This is a genomic window from Bradyrhizobium sp. CCGUVB1N3 (assembly GCF_024199925.1).
Classification (GTDB): Bacteria; Pseudomonadota; Alphaproteobacteria; order Rhizobiales; family Xanthobacteraceae; genus Bradyrhizobium.
In genome coordinates this window covers 3,824,154-3,841,014 of sequence record NZ_JANADR010000001.1, presented here as the reverse complement: position 1 = coordinate 3,841,014, position 16,861 = coordinate 3,824,154, and the positions used below count along the sequence as shown (strand labels likewise).

The 16,861-nt window shown below is 60.9% G+C and carries 15 protein-coding genes; 4 read left to right on the top strand and 11 right to left on the bottom strand.

What is annotated here, in order from left to right; all coding sequences use genetic code 11:
• Nucleotides 1-18: 18 nt before the first annotated feature.
• The 10 genes from NLM33_RS18210 to NLM33_RS18165 form a co-directional block, all read right to left on the bottom strand.
• Nucleotides 19-1,125 carry an ABC transporter substrate-binding protein gene (locus NLM33_RS18210; protein ID WP_254097453.1) on the bottom strand — a complete coding sequence of 369 codons (1,107 nt, stop codon included), beginning with the start codon at nt 1,123-1,125 and terminating at the stop codon, nt 19-21.
• 298 nt (nt 1,126-1,423) lie between these two features.
• Complete coding sequence (locus tag NLM33_RS18205) at nt 1,424-2,380, bottom strand: MurR/RpiR family transcriptional regulator (RefSeq protein WP_254105827.1); 957 nt, start codon at nt 2,378-2,380, stop codon at nt 1,424-1,426.
• Nucleotides 2,381-2,574: 194 nt separating this feature from the next.
• Complete coding sequence (locus NLM33_RS18200) at nt 2,575-3,288, bottom strand: type 1 glutamine amidotransferase (protein ID WP_254097452.1); 714 nt, start codon at nt 3,286-3,288, stop codon at nt 2,575-2,577.
• 45 nt (nt 3,289-3,333) lie between these two features.
• On the bottom strand, nt 3,334-4,548 hold the full coding sequence (locus NLM33_RS18195) for a M20 family metallopeptidase (RefSeq protein ID WP_254097451.1): 1,215 nt from the start codon (nt 4,546-4,548) through the stop codon (nt 3,334-3,336).
• 17 nt (nt 4,549-4,565) lie between these two features.
• Entirely contained in the window at nt 4,566-6,140 is a 1,575-nt protein-coding gene (gene nikE / locus NLM33_RS18190) for an ABC transporter ATP-binding protein (protein WP_254097450.1), read from the bottom strand.
• On the bottom strand, nt 6,137-6,967 hold the full coding sequence (locus NLM33_RS18185; protein WP_254097449.1) for an ABC transporter permease: 831 nt from the start codon (nt 6,965-6,967) through the stop codon (nt 6,137-6,139). Before NLM33_RS18185 ends, nikE begins: the two co-directional genes overlap by 4 nt.
• Nucleotides 6,960-7,907, bottom strand: a complete 948-nt coding sequence (locus NLM33_RS18180; RefSeq protein ID WP_254097448.1) for an ABC transporter permease — start codon at nt 7,905-7,907, stop codon at nt 6,960-6,962. Before NLM33_RS18180 ends, NLM33_RS18185 begins: the two co-directional genes overlap by 8 nt.
• Before the next feature lie 15 nt (nt 7,908-7,922).
• Complete coding sequence (locus NLM33_RS18175) at nt 7,923-9,470, bottom strand: ABC transporter substrate-binding protein (RefSeq protein WP_254097447.1); 1,548 nt, start codon at nt 9,468-9,470, stop codon at nt 7,923-7,925.
• A 17-nt stretch (nt 9,471-9,487) separates the two neighbouring features.
• Nucleotides 9,488-10,804 carry a M20 family metallopeptidase gene (locus NLM33_RS18170; protein WP_254097446.1) on the bottom strand — a complete coding sequence of 439 codons (1,317 nt, stop codon included), beginning with the start codon at nt 10,802-10,804 and terminating at the stop codon, nt 9,488-9,490.
• Between the two features lie 589 nt (nt 10,805-11,393).
• The gene (locus tag NLM33_RS18165; protein ID WP_254105826.1) at nt 11,394-11,858 is read right to left on the bottom strand and encodes an Lrp/AsnC family transcriptional regulator; all 465 of its coding nucleotides are present in this window, start codon (nt 11,856-11,858) and stop codon (nt 11,394-11,396) included.
• 108 nt (nt 11,859-11,966) lie between these two features.
• Between NLM33_RS18165 and NLM33_RS18160 the strand changes: the two genes are divergently transcribed.
• The 4 genes from NLM33_RS18160 to NLM33_RS18150 all read left to right on the top strand — a co-directional run bounded on the left by NLM33_RS18160 (nt 11,967) and on the right by NLM33_RS18150 (nt 14,861).
• Nucleotides 11,967-12,287 carry an alanine racemase gene (locus tag NLM33_RS18160; RefSeq protein ID WP_254097445.1) on the top strand — a complete coding sequence of 107 codons (321 nt, stop codon included), beginning with the start codon at nt 11,967-11,969 and terminating at the stop codon, nt 12,285-12,287.
• Complete coding sequence (locus tag NLM33_RS49670; protein WP_371929965.1) at nt 12,284-12,391, top strand: alanine racemase C-terminal domain-containing protein; 108 nt, start codon at nt 12,284-12,286, stop codon at nt 12,389-12,391. Before NLM33_RS18160 ends, NLM33_RS49670 begins: the two co-directional genes overlap by 4 nt.
• Nucleotides 12,392-12,449: 58 nt before the next feature.
• The gene (locus NLM33_RS18155; protein ID WP_254097444.1) at nt 12,450-13,700 is read left to right on the top strand and encodes a D-amino acid dehydrogenase; all 1,251 of its coding nucleotides are present in this window, start codon (nt 12,450-12,452) and stop codon (nt 13,698-13,700) included.
• Between the two features lie 91 nt (nt 13,701-13,791).
• Nucleotides 13,792-14,861, top strand: a protein-coding gene (locus tag NLM33_RS18150; RefSeq protein WP_254096555.1) for an IS630 family transposase whose coding sequence is annotated in 2 segments (ribosomal slippage) — nt 13,792-14,278 and nt 14,278-14,861 — 1,071 coding nt in all. Because the reading frame shifts where the segments join, the coding sequence is not laid out codon by codon here.
• A 344-nt stretch (nt 14,862-15,205) separates the two neighbouring features.
• Here NLM33_RS18150 and NLM33_RS18145 read toward each other — a convergent pair.
• Nucleotides 15,206-16,429, bottom strand: coding sequence for an integrase arm-type DNA-binding domain-containing protein (locus tag NLM33_RS18145; RefSeq protein ID WP_254097443.1), 1,224 nt, complete (start codon nt 16,427-16,429; stop codon nt 15,206-15,208).
• Between the last annotated feature and the right edge of the window lie 432 nt (nt 16,430-16,861).

The window sequence follows — 16,861 nt, the reverse complement described above, 5'->3', positions numbered from 1 at the left end:
GGCAGTTGCTTTCCTCCATTAGCTGGCAACCCACTTTGTCCAGCGATCGATAAGAGTGTCGCGGTTGGATTTTCCGCTCGATCCGATTGCGTTCAACCACTGGTCGTTGCGCCAGAACTGCTTGTCAATATTGCCAGGGGCGGTCGGAAGTTGAGTGGCCACCTTCTGGTCCATCAGATGAAGCGCGTTGACGTTCGTAGGACCGTAAGCCATTCGGCTCTGAAGCCGTGCTTGGGTCGAGGCCGCGCTTGCGTAAGCCAAGAAGCGCATGACGGCCTCTTTGCGTCGAGTACCACGAGGCACGACCCAGTAAGTGGCAGAGAGTTCGCCCTGGTTCCATGTCAGGTCAACCGACGCACCCTGGTCCTTGAGCGTCTGGATGCGGCCATTCCAGGCAGAGCCGATAACGACTTGACGATCAGAAAGGAGTTGCGCCGGCTCAGCTCCGGCGGTCCAAAACTTAGGTATATGAGATTTTATCGCGTCTAAGCTTTTGAAAGCTCGATCAAGGTCGAGGGGATAAAGATTGTTCGGATCGGCGCCTGCGGCGATAAGTGCAAATGCCAAAGTGGCCGGATGCCCAGCGCCAGCCTCCTGCAGAGTGCGGAGGCCAGGGTACCGTTTCAGGTCCCAGAACTCCATCCACGTTTGAGGTCTTGGTTTTCCGCTGGGCCAATCGGCTAGTGAATAAGCCATTACCGAGGAATAAATGTAAGATCCGACACCGTACTTCGCTTTGGCTTCGGGCAGCAGGCCACTCATCGTCTCCTTTTCGAAGAAAGCGTAGTCAATTTCCTCGAGAAGTTCTTCCGGGTGAGGCCTAAACGGAGTACCGGTTAGCTCAGCGGCGTCGACTTCGACATTGCCGCCATTTACCTGTGCCTTGATGTGAGACTCGGCTAGTTGCGTCTTATAGAGGACCTCAATGCCCGTGGCCTCCATAAAGGGTTGGATGACCGTTTCTTTCATGGCCTGCTCGTAGGCTCCGCCACCGGCCGCAATGACGATCGTGGCATTGGTCTGTGCGCGAGCAATGGTCGGCGCTGCAAGCGTGAGCGCGAGTCCTCCAGCGGCAGTCCGCATTAGCTGACGGCGGCTGAGAGTGGCATCGCACGCGTTCGACATCTACATACTCTCTTCGGTTCGATCTATTCAGAACAATTCGGGTCGCGTGTAGGGTGCGGCTTCGACCATGGCCGACACCTATGCCGCTGTTGCGGGCTGGACAACGATTTCGATGCCGGTCGTTGCAGTAGGTGGCCCGTAGATGGCGGCGGTCATCGCGTCCTGGTAAGCGCCGCCCAGGCCTCGCACGACCACCTGGCCTCCAGCGGCCCCGGGGCCGGCTGCGGCCAAGGACTTGAGGAAGCAGCGACGGGACAAACGCATCTTTTCTGACATTTTGCGGACTCCCTTCACTTGGCTACTTGCGTGGATGGCGGGGGGCGGTGGCGCTAGAGCTATTGGGACCTTTCCCGTTGCCGTTGCGAAGGCCCCTCAGGCGATGCTGTTCAAGTGATGGTTCGCGCGCATTGTTGCTGTCGTTCTTCCAGTGACCGAGGCGCTTCCATTCCTCATCCGAGCGCCGCAAATGCGTGATTGTGGTTTCGTCGCGAGCTAGCACCAGCGCGTTGAGCCAGTCGGCAATGAACATGGTGCCGAGCTGGGACCACCACGCGGAAGCGCTGCTGGCGCGCGCTACGTAAAGGGTATGCTGTGCGATCCGAGCCAGCGGCGAGGAGCCTCGATCCGTAATCGCCACAACAGTGGCACCTGCCTCGCGGGCGAGTTTCAAGATATCGGTCGTATAGGGTAGGTAGCGCGGATAGCCGATGCCGATGAACACGTCCTGGGGACCAACGGAACGAAACCGATCGGCGAGGTCGCCGTGTTCGATGTTGAAGACCTGCGCCTTGTCGAGCGACTGACGGAGATGCATGGCGAGGTAGACGGCCATCGGATAAGTCGTACCGTGGCCAGTGACGAAGATCTGCCGGGCAGAAATGAGGAGATCGACCACCGCGCTGATCTTGCCGTGAGCGTTAAGACGTTCAGTCTCCTCGATCAGAGACGTCCCGCTGGTGACCAGTGCTTGCTGGAATGCGCTAATATCGCTGGTTTCTGATTGTCGCATTCCGCTGGAACCGACCTCGTCCAGCAGGCGCGCACGCACCGCATCCCGCATTTCCGGAAAGCCGTCGTAGCCCAAAGCCTTTGCAAAACGGATGATCGCAGCGTCGCTCTGGCCGACGGCCTCAGCGAGCTGACGGCTTGTCATGAACGCCATGCGCTCGCCGAGCTCCAGGGCGCGACGCGCCAGATCCTGTTGCGCCACCGTGAGCTGGTCGAAATTTGCTGAGACTTGATCTTGAAAGGCCACCAAGATTCGTCCTGTTGCAAACGCTACAATTATTTCTGAGTTAGTAGCATATACAACATTAGCCCGCAAGCCCAAATGCGCGCAGTGAGGCGCCCATTGCGATTACCTGAGGTTCTGGGGCTGGTTAGCTAGTGAAAGCTATTCCAAGGGTTCCTGGACGTGTCGCCCGGGATCCGATCCAGACCCGGCCGGCATCAAGGCGCCATGCGCCCGGTGAGGAAGCGTGAGATCACTCCGCCCAGTTTTGCGCTATCCAGGGGTTTCGCCAGCGACGCCTTAGCTGCGGCGACGACCGCATCCGGCGCGATCCCCTTGCGTGCGTCACACAGCGCAGTGGCGTAGTTCACATCGAACTCCGGATGCGGTTGCACGGTCAATGTTGTGCCGTTCGCGTAGAGCAGTCCGGCATACGGTGTGAAGTCCGAGAAAAGAATGGAGCGCGCCTCACGTGGCGCCTCTACGACCTGGTCTTGATGCGAGCAAGCAATGGCCAAATGCCGCCCCTCGATGATGCCGTTGTCTGGAACCACCTCGTAGACATGTCGTCCGATTCCCCAGCCGTTCTCCGATTTACGCACCGTGCCGCCTAGCGCCTGCGCGATCAGTTGATGGCCGAAACAGACTCCGACCATCGGAACTTGGCGTGCATGGGCGGCCCTTACGAAATCTTCGAGCGGTGGGATCCAGCCGAGTTTCTCGTAAACGCCGGCCGACGACCCGGTGATAAGGATCGCCTCCAGGCCCGTGGCGTTGGGAACTTGCTCACCATTGGCAATTTCCACGACATCAAAGTCGATCGAATCATCGACCGCGCCGATCATGCGCTGGAACATCTCTGGATAGGATCCATGGCGTCCCCGCAACTGAGGCAGGACGAGTCCGGTTTCTATGATCGTAATGCGCGGCATGAAGTGTCCTCAACGCAAGAAAAGGATGTCTGATGATGCATCGCATCAGGCGCAAATTTCCAGAATGGCGAGCATGTAGATGCGGATCATGTCGACGAAATCGACGATGTCGACGCGCTCGTCGGGCATCGTGTTGTAGCGGCCGCCGGGGCCGCAGACGATGCCTTCCATGCCGCCGAAATAGTGCAGATGACCGGCGTCGGTGCCGTAGAAGCAGCTTGGCGCGACCGGCCCGGTCGCCTGGTCTTCGCCGCGCACCGTGCGATAGGCGCGGTTGACCGCAGCTACGATCGGGCTGGTGTGCGCCACCTCGAACGGCGGCATTGTGGGTATGCCGGCGCGGTCTTCTGACATGATCTCGGCCTTGAGGCCCGGAAAGCGCGCCTCAAGCGCGTCGAGCTCGCCGCGCAGGTCGGCCAGCGCTCCCGCTTCGGTCTGGCCCGGCGCATAGCGGCCCGAGCCCTTGATCCGCACGTAGTCCGCGACCTGGGGCGCGCGCCATTCGTGCAGCTCGCGGCCGAGCGCGCCATGGACGACGCCGACATGGACGCGGTTGATGCCTTCATGCTCCGGCGAAAGCGCACCGGTGAACTTCATCGCGTTGAGACGCGGAATGAGGTCGCACGCGGCGGCGATCGCGTCGACCGCCTCTTCGCGCTTGGAGAGGTGGCGGGTGTTGCCGGTCAGTTCGATGATGAACATGAACGCGGCAGCGTGCATGGTCATCGCCTTCAGGTCGGTCGGCTCGGAGTTGATGAAGTAGTCCGCGCGCAGCCCTTGCTCGACCAGCGAGTAGGTACCGACGCCGCCTTGCAGCTCGCCGACGACGTAGGTCAGGATGACGTCGCCTTTGAGCTTGATGCCGGCATCGACCAGCGTCTTGACGGCGCAGAAATAGGCGGCATCGCCGGCCTTCATGTTGGAGACGCCGATGCCGAAGATGAAGGCGTCGTCGACCTTGCCGGCCCAGGGATCGACAGTCCAGCCCTCGGTCACTGGGTTGGTGTCGAGGTGGCCGTTGAACAGCAGGCTCTTGCCGCCGCCCACGCCTTTCCAGCGCCCGACGGCATTGACCCGGCCCTCATCGCCGAAAGAGGCGAGCTCGGTCTCGAGGCCGATCTCGTGCATGCGGCCAGCCATGAAGGCGGCGAGCTGCTTCTCACCATCGGACTTCGAGTAGCTCTTGTGCTGCACAATGCGGGATAGGAGGTCGAGGGCCGCTGGAACGTCGATCCGGGCGAGAAGTGCGTTGTGATCCATCGAAGCAATCCTTGTCGTCAGCCGACCGGTACGGGGGAGGCTGCCATCAGTTCGCGGGTGTAGGGATGAATGTGGTTCGCATCGAAATCTTCGATCGGAAGCAGGTCGACCAACTCGCCCCGGCGCATCACCGCGATACGGTGCGCGATCTGGCGGATGAGGTTGAGATCATGGGTGATGAACAGGAAGGCTGTGCCGGTCTCCGCGCGCAGTGCGAGCAGCAACTCGATGATCTGGGCCTGAACGGAAACATCCAGCGGCGCAGTGATCTCGTCGCAGATCACCAGCTTCGGCCGCGCCGCGAAGGCCCGCGCGATGGCGATGCGCTGCTTCTCGCCGCCTGAAAGCTGGTGCGGCCAACGATCGGCGTAAGGTGCCGGCAGGCGGACCTGATCGAGCAGGCGCGGAATGTCGGCAAGACTGCGGCCATAGAGCTTGAGGGGACGCGACAGGATCTCGGCGATCCTGTGACGCGGATTGAGCGAGGAATCCGGGTGCTGGAACACGATCTGGACGTCGCGGCGATAGGCGGCGTTCATCTCGCGCGCAGAATGGATCAGCTGATTGTCGAAGGAGATCCTGCCCGAGAAACGGGCAAGTCCGGTGAGTGCGCGTGCCATCGACGATTTGCCCGAGCCGGACTCGCCGACGAGGCCGAGGATCTCACCGGCGCGAACATCCAGAGTGATCTTGTTCGTTGCCGGGGCAGGAGCAGCACGCAACAGTCCCGTGCTGCCATAGTGAACCTCGATGTCGGAGGCTGCGAGCAGAATTTCGTCACGCGGCCTGTCATCGACGAGGCGGCGTTCGGGCCGCGGAACGGCGTCGACGAGGGCGCGCGTCTCGGCATGGCGCGGTGCGCCAAAAATCTCCGCGGCCGGGGCCTGTTCGACCAGGCGGCCGCGCTTCAGGACGGCGACGCGATCGGCGACCCGCGTCACGAGCGCGAGGTCGTGGGAGATATAGAGAGCGGCAACGCCGGTCTCTTGTCGCAACCTTGCGAACAATTCGAGGATGCGCGCGCCGGTGATGACGTCGAGCGCAGTCGTCGGCTCGTCGAACAGGATCACGTTGGGCCGGCAGCCGAAGGCAGTGGCAATGACGACGCGCTGCTTCTCGCCGCCGGAGATTTCGTGCGGATAGCGCCGCATCACCGCGGCCGGATTGTTGAGATCGACGTGGTCGAGCAGCTCGATGGCGAGCGCAGTGGCCTTGCGCGGCTTGAGGTCGCGATGCCGGATGAGCGCTTCGGTGATCTGGCCGCCGATGGTGAGTGTTGGGTTGAGCGCGGTCGACGGGTCCTGAAACACCATCCCGATGCGGCGTCCCCGGATCCCGGTGAGCTCGCGCGGACCGAGGCGTTGGAGGTCGACATCACCGAGCCGCAAGGAGCCTGCGACTTCCCTTGCATTGGCGGGCAAATGGCGCATCAGGGCCCAGGCCAGCGAGCTCTTGCCGGATCCGGATTCTCCGACGAGCCCGAGCACCTCGCCCCGTGCGATCTCAAGCGAGATGTCCTGCAGCACGCGGACCGGTCCGGCGGACGTGATATAGTCAAGCGTATAGTTCTGAATCGAAAGTGCAGGGGTCACCGCTCGTCCTTTGGATTGAGCGCGTCGCGCAGGCCATCGCCGACTAGATTGAAGGCAATGGCAGTGAGGGCGATTGCGACCGATGGCGCGATCAGCCCCCACGGCGCCTGATGCATGTATTGGCGCGCATCCGCCACCATCAGCCCCCATTCGGATGCGGGCGGCTGGGCGCCGACGCCAAGGAAGCTCAGCGTTGCGAACAGCATGACGGCGAAGGACACGCGGATGGTGGATTCGATCACGATCGGCGCCATGACATTGGGCAGCATCTCGCGGAAGACGACCCACAGCGCGCCATCGCCGCGCGCGATTGCGGCTTTCACGTAGTCCTGATTGCGCACGTTGAGCGCCACCGAGCGCGTTACCCGTGCCATGCCGGGTGCAAAGGCGATCGCGATGGCAATGACGGCGTTGCTGGCACCATTGCCGAGCGTCGAGACCAGGAGCAGGGCCATCAGCAGACCGGGGATCGCCATCACGGCATCGTTGGTGCGCATGATCGCTTCGTCAGTGCGTCCGCCGAGATAGGCGGAGCCGACACCGATGATCGCGCCGGCCGCGCTGCCGATGAGGGTGGCGAGGAGGGCCATCGGTACGGTCGACCGCGCCCCGACCATCAGACGGCTCAGGATGTCGCGTCCGAATTGATCCGCGCCGAGCCAATTCTGCCAGCCAGGCGCGCGGAACCTGCCGAGAAAATCGATCTTTTCCGGCGCATAGGGCGCCAATGCCGGCCCGAACAGGCAGGCGATCGCGACGAGCGCGAGCAACACGATGCCGACAAAGCCCTGCGGCTTCCGCAGCAGGCGGATGAACGGCTCAGTCATAGCGGATCCGCGGATCGAGAAGCGCATAGGCCATGTCGGCCAACGTGTTGGTGGCGGCATAGGTCGTGGCCATGATCAACGCACCCGCCTGGATCGACGGAAGGTCGCGCGTCGTGATGGCAACCATCAGTGCACGGCCGATGCCGGGAATGGCAAAGATCTCCTCGATCACGATGATGCCGCCGAGCAGATAGCCGACATCGAGCGCGATGATGGTGATGACCGGCAGCAGCGCGTTGCGCAAGGCATGGCGAAACAGCACGCGCCGTTCAGGGAGCCCCTTCAGACGCGCAGCGCGGATATAGTCGGATTTCAGCACGTCGAGCGTCTCGGAGCGCATCATGCGCATGACGTGGGCGATCAGGATCACCGAGACGGTAAGCACCGGTAGTGCCAGATGACGGATGCCGCCGCCGAAATCCTCGAGCGGGGAGACGTAGCCGGTCGCCGGCAGCAAGTGCAGGGTATCGGCGAGCAGGAGGGCCAGCAGCGTTGCGGTGACGAACTCCGGCAACGAGACGCCGAGATAGGCAATGAGGCTGACGCCGGTGTCGGCAAGCCGGCCTTGCCGCAGCGCGGCCACCATGCCGAACGGTACCGCCACGGCCAGCGTAACAAGGATGGACGAGACCGCGAGCAGCAGCGAGCGTGACAGCGCGGCCAGCATTTCCGGGCCGACCGGCTGGCTGGTACGCATCGAGATGCCGAAATCGCCGGTGAAGACATGGCCGGCCCAGCGCGCATATTGCAGCCAGGCCGGATCGCCGAGCCCGAGCTTCGCCCGGAGCGCAGCGAGCACCTCCGGCGTCGCATTTTCCCCGAGCAGCGACTGGGCCGCATCCGCCGGAAGGATCTGCGTGATGACGAACACCAGCATCGCGACCACGATGATGGTGTAGGCCATCAGCATCAGGCGGCGCATGAACCAGGCGAGTGACACCGAACCTCTCCAGCCTCAGGCGCGCTTCGGCGCGCCGGCGCCGAGCGAGACCATGTCGAGACGGAACACCGAGCCGCGCGGATGCAGGATGTAGCCGTCGACGTAGGACCGTTGCGCTGCGAGCAGGTCAAAGAACGCCGAAATCACCGTCGGGACTTCAGCATTCATCATGTTCTGGGCCTTTGCATAGAGCGCGGTACGCTTGGCTTCATCGTTCTCGACGCGCGCGGCATTGATGACGGCGTCAAACTCGCTGTTGTTCCAGCGGGTTTCGTTCCAGGCCGCGTTCGAGGTGTATAGCAGGTTGAAGATCGCGTCCGCGGTCGGCTGCATGTTGTAGAAGCCGACGTAGAAATTGCCCTTCTTCCAGACCTGGTCGAGATAGGTCGCGTGCGGCATGGTCTGCACGTTGATGCGGAATCCGGCGGTCGCCGCCATCTCGCGCACGGCGACGCCGAGCTGCGTTCGGGTCGCCGGCTTGTCGGAAGCGATCAGTGTCAGGTCGATGCCGTTGGGATAGCCCGCGTCGGCCAGAAGCTGCTTCGCCTTGGCGATATCGGGCTTCTTCAATGGAATGTTCTTGTAGAAGTGATAGGCGGAGCTCAGCGGCGTATCGTTGCCTGGCGTGCCGTAGCCGCCCGCGACGAAGCCGACGGTCGCCTCGCGATCAACCGCTAGGGCCAGCGCCTGGCGCACGCGCACGTCGTTGAACGGCTTCTGGTCGCAGCCGAGGTTGATGTTCAGGAATTGGCCTGAGGGCGTGCGCAGCGCTTTGACGCCGTCGGCCTTGACCAGGCGCTCATATTCGCCGGGCGTGGTCGTAAGCAGTAGATCGATCTCGCCGGAGATCATCGCCGAGGCCTCGGCGGTGCGGTCCGGATAGACCAGCAGTTCTATCCGGTCGAGGTAAGGCCGCATCGGATCATAATAGACAGGATTGCGTTCGACGATGATCCGGCGATCAGGCTCGTAGGACGTGAGCTTGAAGGGGCCGGTGCCGTTGGCGGTGATCGAAAGGCTGGCGAGGTCGCCGGCGACGATCTTGGCCGGAACGATGCGCGCATTGAGATAGGTGAGTGCCACCGGAAGGTCGGCATAAGCGCCGGAGAGCGTGAATTTGACAGTCAACGGATCGAGCGCCGCGACCTCCTTGATCGGGCCGACATTGGTGCGGCCGGGGGAGGCGGTCTTCGGATTGAGGATGGCATTGATCGTGGCGACGACATCGTCGGCGGTCAGTGGCGAGCCGTCATGAAACGTCACGCCCGGGCGCAGCTTGAAGGTCCATTCGGTCAGCGCGGCATTTGACTCCCATGAAAGGGCGAGGTCCGGCTCGACGGTCATGTCCGGCTTCAGCCTCGTGAGGTTGGAGTACAGCAGTTCGGTCAGGAGGTATTCGGGGTTCACGCGCGCCAGCATCGGATGAATCACCGACATCGCCTGATCCACCGACATGCGCAGGACGCCGCCGCGCTTCGGTGCTTCGGCGAAGGTGATCTTCGGCGCGTTGACGAGGCTGATCGCGGTTCCGGCAAGGAAAAGACGGCGAGTGACAGACAGCATGGAGCGGGTTCCTTCGGTTAGCGGGCAGCGGGTGTTTCGGGAGATAGGTCCGAACGGAATTCAGCGGACAGATAGGCGAGCACCGATTTCGCCAGCGCGACGATGTCGGCGCGCGTGGTGAATTCGCCGGGGGCGTGAACTCGGTTGTCCGGCCGGCCGACGCCGGTGAGCAGGATCTCCTGCATGCCGGTCTGTTGCACCCAGCCGAAATCGGAACAACTCGTCGCGCCCCATTTGGCGAAATCGTCCGGCGCGTAGCCGAACCCGGCCGACAGTGCCTCCTGCCAGCGAGGCCAGTGCGGACCCGTAGGATCTGACGTCGGCATCAGGTGGCCGGTGAGGACCACGTCGACGTCGGCTCCAGGCGCGGCCGCGGCGATGGCATCCTCGATTTCGGCTCGCGCGGCCAGAAAATCTTCCTCCGGCGCATAACGCCGACAGACGAGGACTTCGAAGAGCGACGGAATCTGGCCGCCGCATTGGCCGCCATGGGCGGCGGAAATATCGAGTTGGGCCGCGAGCGGACTCGTTGCGCCCGGTGGCGCAGGCAGGGCTGACGTCCGCGCGGCGATTTTCGGCTTCAACGCCGTAAGTGCATTGAGGATCGGAAGTGCGGCCTCGATGGCATTGGCACCCGAACCCGCGGTCCCGGCCGCGCTTGCGTGAACGGTCTTGCCGTGCACGCGCAGCAGAAGCGTGAAGAGGCCGAAGCAGCCGGCCCAGATCCGCGGCGCCGCGGTGCCGTTGAAGTTGAGAATGTGGCCTTCGAGTAAACCCTGCTCGGCGACATATCGCACGCCGGGATAGAGCCCGCCTTCCTCGTCGGTGCAGAGCAGCAGCATCGGGTCGTAACCGAGCGGAAGGCCGATTGCGTCGGCGGCGCGCAGGGCCAGCAGAACGGCTGCGATGGTGCCCTTCATGTCGGCGGCGCCAAGGCCGATCAGACGATCGCCGTCGCGCGTCAATTGGAACGGATTGGTTGTCCAGCCCGGCGCTGCCGGCACGGTGTCGACATGGAAGTAAAGTCCGAGCACCGGCTTGCCGGATCGGCGTCGCGCGGTGAGATTGGCTCTGCGGCCATAGGCCGGGCCGCCCGTCACACGCCACAAGTGCTCGGGCACATCGACGGGCTGACACTCCAGCCCAAGGGCCGCAACAGTGCTGTCCATCAATTCGGCAAACGCTTCATATCCTGCGCCGGGTGGGAAGGTCGTGTCGACCGCCACCATCCGCGCGAGATCGTCGACCGCATGTTCGGCCGTGCGCTCGATTTCAGCGAACCCGTCGGCCAGCGTCGGGCTGGTCTGCCTTGGGCCTGGCGATGGGGAAACCATTTACAATGGCTCAATTCTGTTGGCGCGGATGGCCGATCCCGATGACTTAGTCTTGAAAGGCCCTCAAGACTCGGTATGTTGTAAATGCTACAGTGGTAAAAATATCAGTAGCATATGCAACATGTGCTCGCAAGCCCATATGCGCGCCCTGAGGCGCCCATTCCAATTACTGAGGGTTCTCAGCGGATTAGTTTGGTGAAAGCTATTGCAGCGGTTGCTGGACGCGTTGGCCAGGTCCAATCTTGTTTAGGCATCCAGACCCGCCCCCCGTGCGCTCGGTGAGGAAGCGTGAGATTGCACAGCCTATTTTGCGCTATCCAGCGGTTTTGCCAGTGACGCCTTAGCTTAGCGGTGGCGACGGCGACCATGAAACGGGCGGAAGCGCCCGCCATACCAAGAAAAATCAATATCTGGGAAGATGTTCACCGAATTTGCGGCGCAGGGGACGGGATCGGTGGTTAAGTCTCGGCGCCCCACTGGCCGGCTTCGAATATGCCGAGTTGTCGACCAATCTAGTTGCTAACTGCGGACCGAGGAAGGCGGCGGAGATTCATCGATACGCGGCCTGCTCGACCGCAAAAGATGCATATCAGCGCCGGCCCTTTGGCCGGTTTGCAAGCACATTTCTAATCGAAAAGCTGGAATGGATGCGTGAGACGCCTGGAAGGGTCGAGAGGATTTCCTTGTGGATCCGCTCGAACTCAACAGCATTGGCTGCTTCCACGCGCAGGAAGTAATCCGCGCCACCCGTCATGAGGTAGCACTCCTGGATCTCCGGATACTTGCGGACCGCAGCCTCGAATTTATTGAGATACTCCACGGTCTGCCGTTCCAGCGTGATGTTGATCAGCACGGCAAGCCCCTGCGAATCGGCGCCGGTCTCGACGAGCGCCGTGTATCCGCGAATGACGCCGGCCTTCTCGAGAAGCTTGATGCGCCGCAGACAAGCCGAAGGAGAAAGCCCAACTTCCTCCGCCAGATTGACATTGCTGACCCGGGCATTCACACGCAGCGCGCGCAAGATATTGCGATCTATGCTGTCCATCGCTGAAATCCAGTTTGTGCGAAAATATCGCTGATCATTCCAATTTTGCTGGTTCCGCAGAATAATCAAGCAACGAATGCGCAGCATTTGCTCGATTATTGCGCTACGCCTTTCGTCATGAAAAGCGAAAAGAAATTCGACCGAACTGCTCCGCAGGCGCTCGTAGATGGGGAAGCACAGGGCTTCCCCGGATACATGACCGTCGATTTGACCGCACTGCGCCGGAATTTTGAGCGTATCGCAGCCTTGGCGAACCCGGCCAGCGTTGCGGCAGTCGTCAAGGCCCTCGCCTATGGTCTGGGTGCCATCCAGGTGGCGGGGTCATTGCTTGATGCTGGCTGCAGACACTTTTTTGTGGCGCAAGCGGAGGAAGCCATTGCGCTGCGGCCTCAACTTCCGAACAACGCTCAGCTCTTTGTGGAAGCCTCGTCGAAGTGATCGGTCTTCATCAGACAATCGAGGCGCTGGCAGCGGACGCGGGCACGATCGCCTACGAAATTCTCACGGGCCTCGGTCATCGCTTCCGCAGAGAGTATCGCTAATGCGTTCCCGGCAAACACCCCGCATCAATATCGTCAAGCAGAACGTTGGACCAAAGGAATGAAAGTCACCATTTTAGGCGCGGGCATTATCGGCGTCACAACCGCATATCAACTTGCAAAGCTCGGGCACGAAGTCGTCGTTGTCGATAGGCAACCGGGTCCAGCACTGGAGACCAGTTATGCGAACGCCGGGGAGGTCTCCTTTGGCTACTGTTCGCCGTGGGCTGCCCCCGGAATCCCTATGAAGGCCGTCAAGTGGATGCTTATGCGGCATGCGCCATTGATCCTTCGTCCGAAGCTTGATGCCGCCATGCTCTCTTGGCTTGTCCGCATGTTGTCCAACTGCACAGCCAGCCGGTATGCCCTTAACAAGGGACGGATGCTCCGCCTGGCGGACTACAGTCGCAAGGCACTTGCCGAGGTGAGGGAAGAGACCTCGTTGCACTATGACGAGCGTATGCAGGGGACCCTGCAGTTGTTTCGAACACAACAGCAGCTCGATGCATCGGCAAAGGACATGAAGGCTCTTGCAGCGGATGGCGTTCCATTTGAGGTGCTCGATCGAGACGGTTGTGTTCGGGTCGAACCCGCATTGCGCCACGTTCGCGACCGAATAGTCGGAGGGCTTTTAACTCCGAAGGACGAGACCGGCGATTGCTTCAAGTTCACCAATGCGCTGGAGCAGAAAGCCGCGGCATTGGGTGTCGATTTCCGTTACGGACATTGCATCAATGGACTGGACATCGAAGCCGGCCAAGTGCGTGGTGTGATCACCGATCGCGGGGCTATTCGTTCGGACGCGGTCGTTGTCGCACTGGGAAGTTATTCACCGCTTCTCCTCAAGAAGATAGGAATCAAGCTGCCAGTTTATCCTGTCAAGGGATACTCGCTGACGATTCCCATTACCGACACTTCGCGCGCCCCCGAATCGACGGTCATGGACGAGACATACAAGATTGCGATTACCCGCCTCGGGGACCGCATTCGTGTCGGTGGAATGGCTGAAATCTCAGGTTACACCAATGATCTCGTCGAGGCACGCCGGCGAACGCTGGAGTATTCCGTGATGGATCTGTTTCCCGGTGGAGACCCCAAGAACGCGTCCTTCTGGTCAGGGCTACGACCGATGACGCCGGATGGGACTCCAATTATCGGCCGGACCAGAATTAGAAATCTTTTCGTGAATACCGGGCATGGCACTCTCGGTTGGACAATGAGTTGCGGGTCCTCTCGGGTCATAGCGGACCTTGTGTCGGGGCGGAAGCCCGACATCGAAACAGAGGATCTCGGCCTAGCCCGTTACCAATAGTCTTATACTAATCCGCTGAGGTGGTGACTCACGGTGGGGCTTTCCAAATCAGCGGGTCGATGATTCAACATGGCAATTGGAGGGAGTTGCCATGGGCCAGCCGATTGCGGTTCGGACGGATTTGACGGCGGTTGAGGTGCGCCGGTTAGCGCGGCGGGCGAAGGACAGCGATCAGGTTCGGCGGCTTCTGGCGATTGCTGCGGTGCTCGATGGCGCCTCGCGCACGGAGGCCGCCAAGGTCGGCGGGATGGACCGGCAGACGCTACGCGACTGGGTGATCCGGTTCAACGAGCAAGGGCCGGATGGTTTGATCAATGTCCCCGCGCCAGGTGCGCCGGCGAAGCTCAACGAGGAGCATCGGGCGTTTCTGGCGCAGATCGTGGACGAAGGGCCGATCCCGGCCATCCATGGCGTGGTGCGCTGGCGGGCGTGTGACCTGATCATGCGGCTGCACGAGGAGTTTGGCATCTCGGTATCAGACGACACGGTCTATCGCGCCCTCAAGGACCTCGGCTTCTCACACGTCAGCGCCCGGCCGAGAGCTTACAAGCAGGATCCCGATGCGATCGAGGCATATAAAAAAACTTCCACTCCAGCGTGGAGGACATCCGCAGCAGCCTTGCGCCGGACACGCCGGTAGAGGTGTGGTTCCAGGATGAGATGCGGGTGGGCCAGAAGAATAAGCTCACCTATCGCTGGGCCAGAAAGGGATCGCGGCCGCGGGCAGCCCATGACCAGCGTACGCAATCGACGTACCTGTTCGGTGCCGTATGTCCTGAACTCGGAACTGGCGCCGCTCTGGTACTACCTTTCTGCAACACCGAAGCAATGCAGCTTCATCTCGATGAGATATCCACCAAGGTCAGCCATGGTGCCCACGCCATCATCATCCTCGATCAGGCTGGATGGCACGGAGCGAAGCAGCTGAGCGTTCCGCACAACATCTCGCTGCTGCCATTGCCGCCGCGTTCGCCCGAGCTGAACAGCCAGGAGAACATCTGGCAGTTCATGCGCCAAAATTGGCTGTCAAACCGCGTCTTCAAATCCTACGACGACATCGTCGACCACTGCTGTTACGCCTGGAACACCCTCATCGCGCAGCCGTGGAAGATCATGTCGATCGGGCTCCGCGATTGGGCTTACATCGGTCGATCATTATGAGGATTGGTATTACGCCGAATGAACGGCCGTATTTGGACGGTCTGCCACCTTCGAGCGCGAGCACCGCATGCCAACGAGTGAAGGCGCTCTGCCCCTTGTAATAGTAAATGCGCTGGCACATCGGCGAATGCGTCTCCCGATGGAGCGCAACCCAAGGCGGCGCATCAACATCATGGGCATCACGCTGACCCATAAGCGTGCGGGAGCTGGATGTATTTGTCAGTGGTCCGCGACCGCCACTGCGCAAGGCCTAGATGCGTGTTGCCTGACTGCCATCGGGAACGATGGCGCACCCGACACGATTCGAACGTGTGGCCTCCCCCTTCGGAGAATAAGGCATTTAGTTAGCCCGCGCGCGACAACGGAATGATTTTGTCGCCTTCGAGAGCCAACGCTGTAATATGGTCTGCCCACCACTGCATCATTCTTCGACGATCAGGCATCCACTCCGCGGCGTTGTACGCGCGTCGCACTTCGTTTCGTTCTACGTGCGAAAGCTGGCGTTCGATCCAATCTCGGTTGAACAAGTTGGTTTCGTTTAAGATCGTGGAAGCGACGGTGCGGAAACCGTGGGTCGTGGCGCGACCGTGATATCCCATCCGGTAGATGGCATAGAGCATGGTGTTGCTGGACATGCAGTCGCCTTTTCCGGGCGAAGGAAAGATGTAGGGACTACCGCCACAAAGCGCGCGCAGCTCGCGCAATACCGCGACTGCTTGGCGTGACAGAGGCACCAGATGCTCCAGGCGCATTTTCATACGTTCGGCCGGAATGCGCCACACAGCGGAATTCTCATCCAGGTTCTCCAGTTCGCCCCACTTGCCGGCGCGCAGCTCAGTCGTTCGAAGAAACGTCAGGGTTACCAGCTTCAATGCAAGTTTGGTCTGCTGCTCGCCGCTGTAACATTCCAACTTCTGCAAGAAGGTTGGCAGCTCCGAAAGCGGCATCGCTCTGTGACGTTGCGGTTCTCCCGTAGCTCGTAAAGCGTCCTTGAGATCAACGGAGGGGTCCCGCTTCGCTCGGCCGGTCACGATAGCGAAACGGAATATTTGTCCGACGAGTTGCTTTAGCCGTCGCGCCGTTTCGTTCACCCCGCGCTTCTCGACCTTGCGCAGCATGTCCAGAAGTTCCGGCGGCTCAATCGCCGCAACCGGACGGCGACCGATGGCCGGGAAAGCATTCGCCTCCAGACGTCGGAGGATCTGGGCAGCGTAGTAGGGGCTACGTGCACCTTTCCAGTTTTCGTGCCACTCGCGCGCGACGGCTTCGAAGGTATTGTCAATTGCAATCTTTGCGGCCCGCTTACGCTCCCGTTTCACTACTGAAGGATCGATGTCAGCAGCAAGGTTACGTTTGGCTTCATCCCGCGCAGCGCGCGCCTCCATCAACCCAATGGCCGGATAAACGCCGATTGCAAGGGTGCGTTGCTTGCCATGCCACCGATAGGCCAAGCGCCAGTATTTAGCTCCGTCAGGATTGATTAAGAGGTGCAAGCCGCCGCCGTCGGAGAGCTTGCGTGGCTTGACTTGCCTCTTGGCATTCCGACACTTCGTATCCGTGAGCGGCATGTTGGTATCTCGCTTCGGCTTCGATAAGATACCAACAAATATGCCAACAAAACGGCGGGATGTTAGCAAACACCCTACGAACATCGGCGAACGTTTGCACGTTGAAAGTCATTACAAAAACAGCGGAAATGTCGCTTCAGCGGATGAGGACGCATCGTTGCGAATGCTGACGGACTAACAATGTGGTGGGCCCGGCAGGACTCGAACCTGCAACCAGACCGTTATGAGCGACGGGATAACGGTCAATTTCGTTGATTTCGCTTTGTTTTTGTTTGGTCTCGTTCGCGTTTGTTGTGGTTCATTCAGGTTGTTTCTGGTGTGAAACTGGTGCGGTCCAAGCTTCCGCCGGTTCGCGAGCCCGAGCTGCGCATCCGCTGTCAGATGAGAAGCGGGAATCATCCACTCAAGTTGAGACTTTCCGCTCGCGACCCG

Coding starts and splice junctions, on each gene's coding strand:
- NLM33_RS18210 (WP_254097453.1), bottom strand. CDS start 1,125: ATGTCGAACGCGTGCGATGCCACTCTCAGCCGCCGTCAGCTAATGCGG.
- NLM33_RS18200 (WP_254097452.1), bottom strand. CDS start 3,288: ATGCCGCGCATTACGATCATAGAAACCGGACTCGTCCTGCCTCAGTTG.
- NLM33_RS18195 (WP_254097451.1), bottom strand. CDS start 4,548: ATGGATCACAACGCACTTCTCGCCCGGATCGACGTTCCAGCGGCCCTC.
- NLM33_RS18185 (WP_254097449.1), bottom strand. CDS start 6,967: ATGACTGAGCCGTTCATCCGCCTGCTGCGGAAGCCGCAGGGCTTTGTC.
- NLM33_RS18175 (WP_254097447.1), bottom strand. CDS start 9,470: ATGCTGTCTGTCACTCGCCGTCTTTTCCTTGCCGGAACCGCGATCAGC.
- NLM33_RS18170 (WP_254097446.1), bottom strand. CDS start 10,804: ATGGTTTCCCCATCGCCAGGCCCAAGGCAGACCAGCCCGACGCTGGCC.
- NLM33_RS18160 (WP_254097445.1), top strand. CDS start 11,967: ATGAAAAGCGAAAAGAAATTCGACCGAACTGCTCCGCAGGCGCTCGTA.
- NLM33_RS18155 (WP_254097444.1), top strand. CDS start 12,450: ATGAAAGTCACCATTTTAGGCGCGGGCATTATCGGCGTCACAACCGCA.
- NLM33_RS18145 (WP_254097443.1), bottom strand. CDS start 16,429: ATGCCGCTCACGGATACGAAGTGTCGGAATGCCAAGAGGCAAGTCAAG.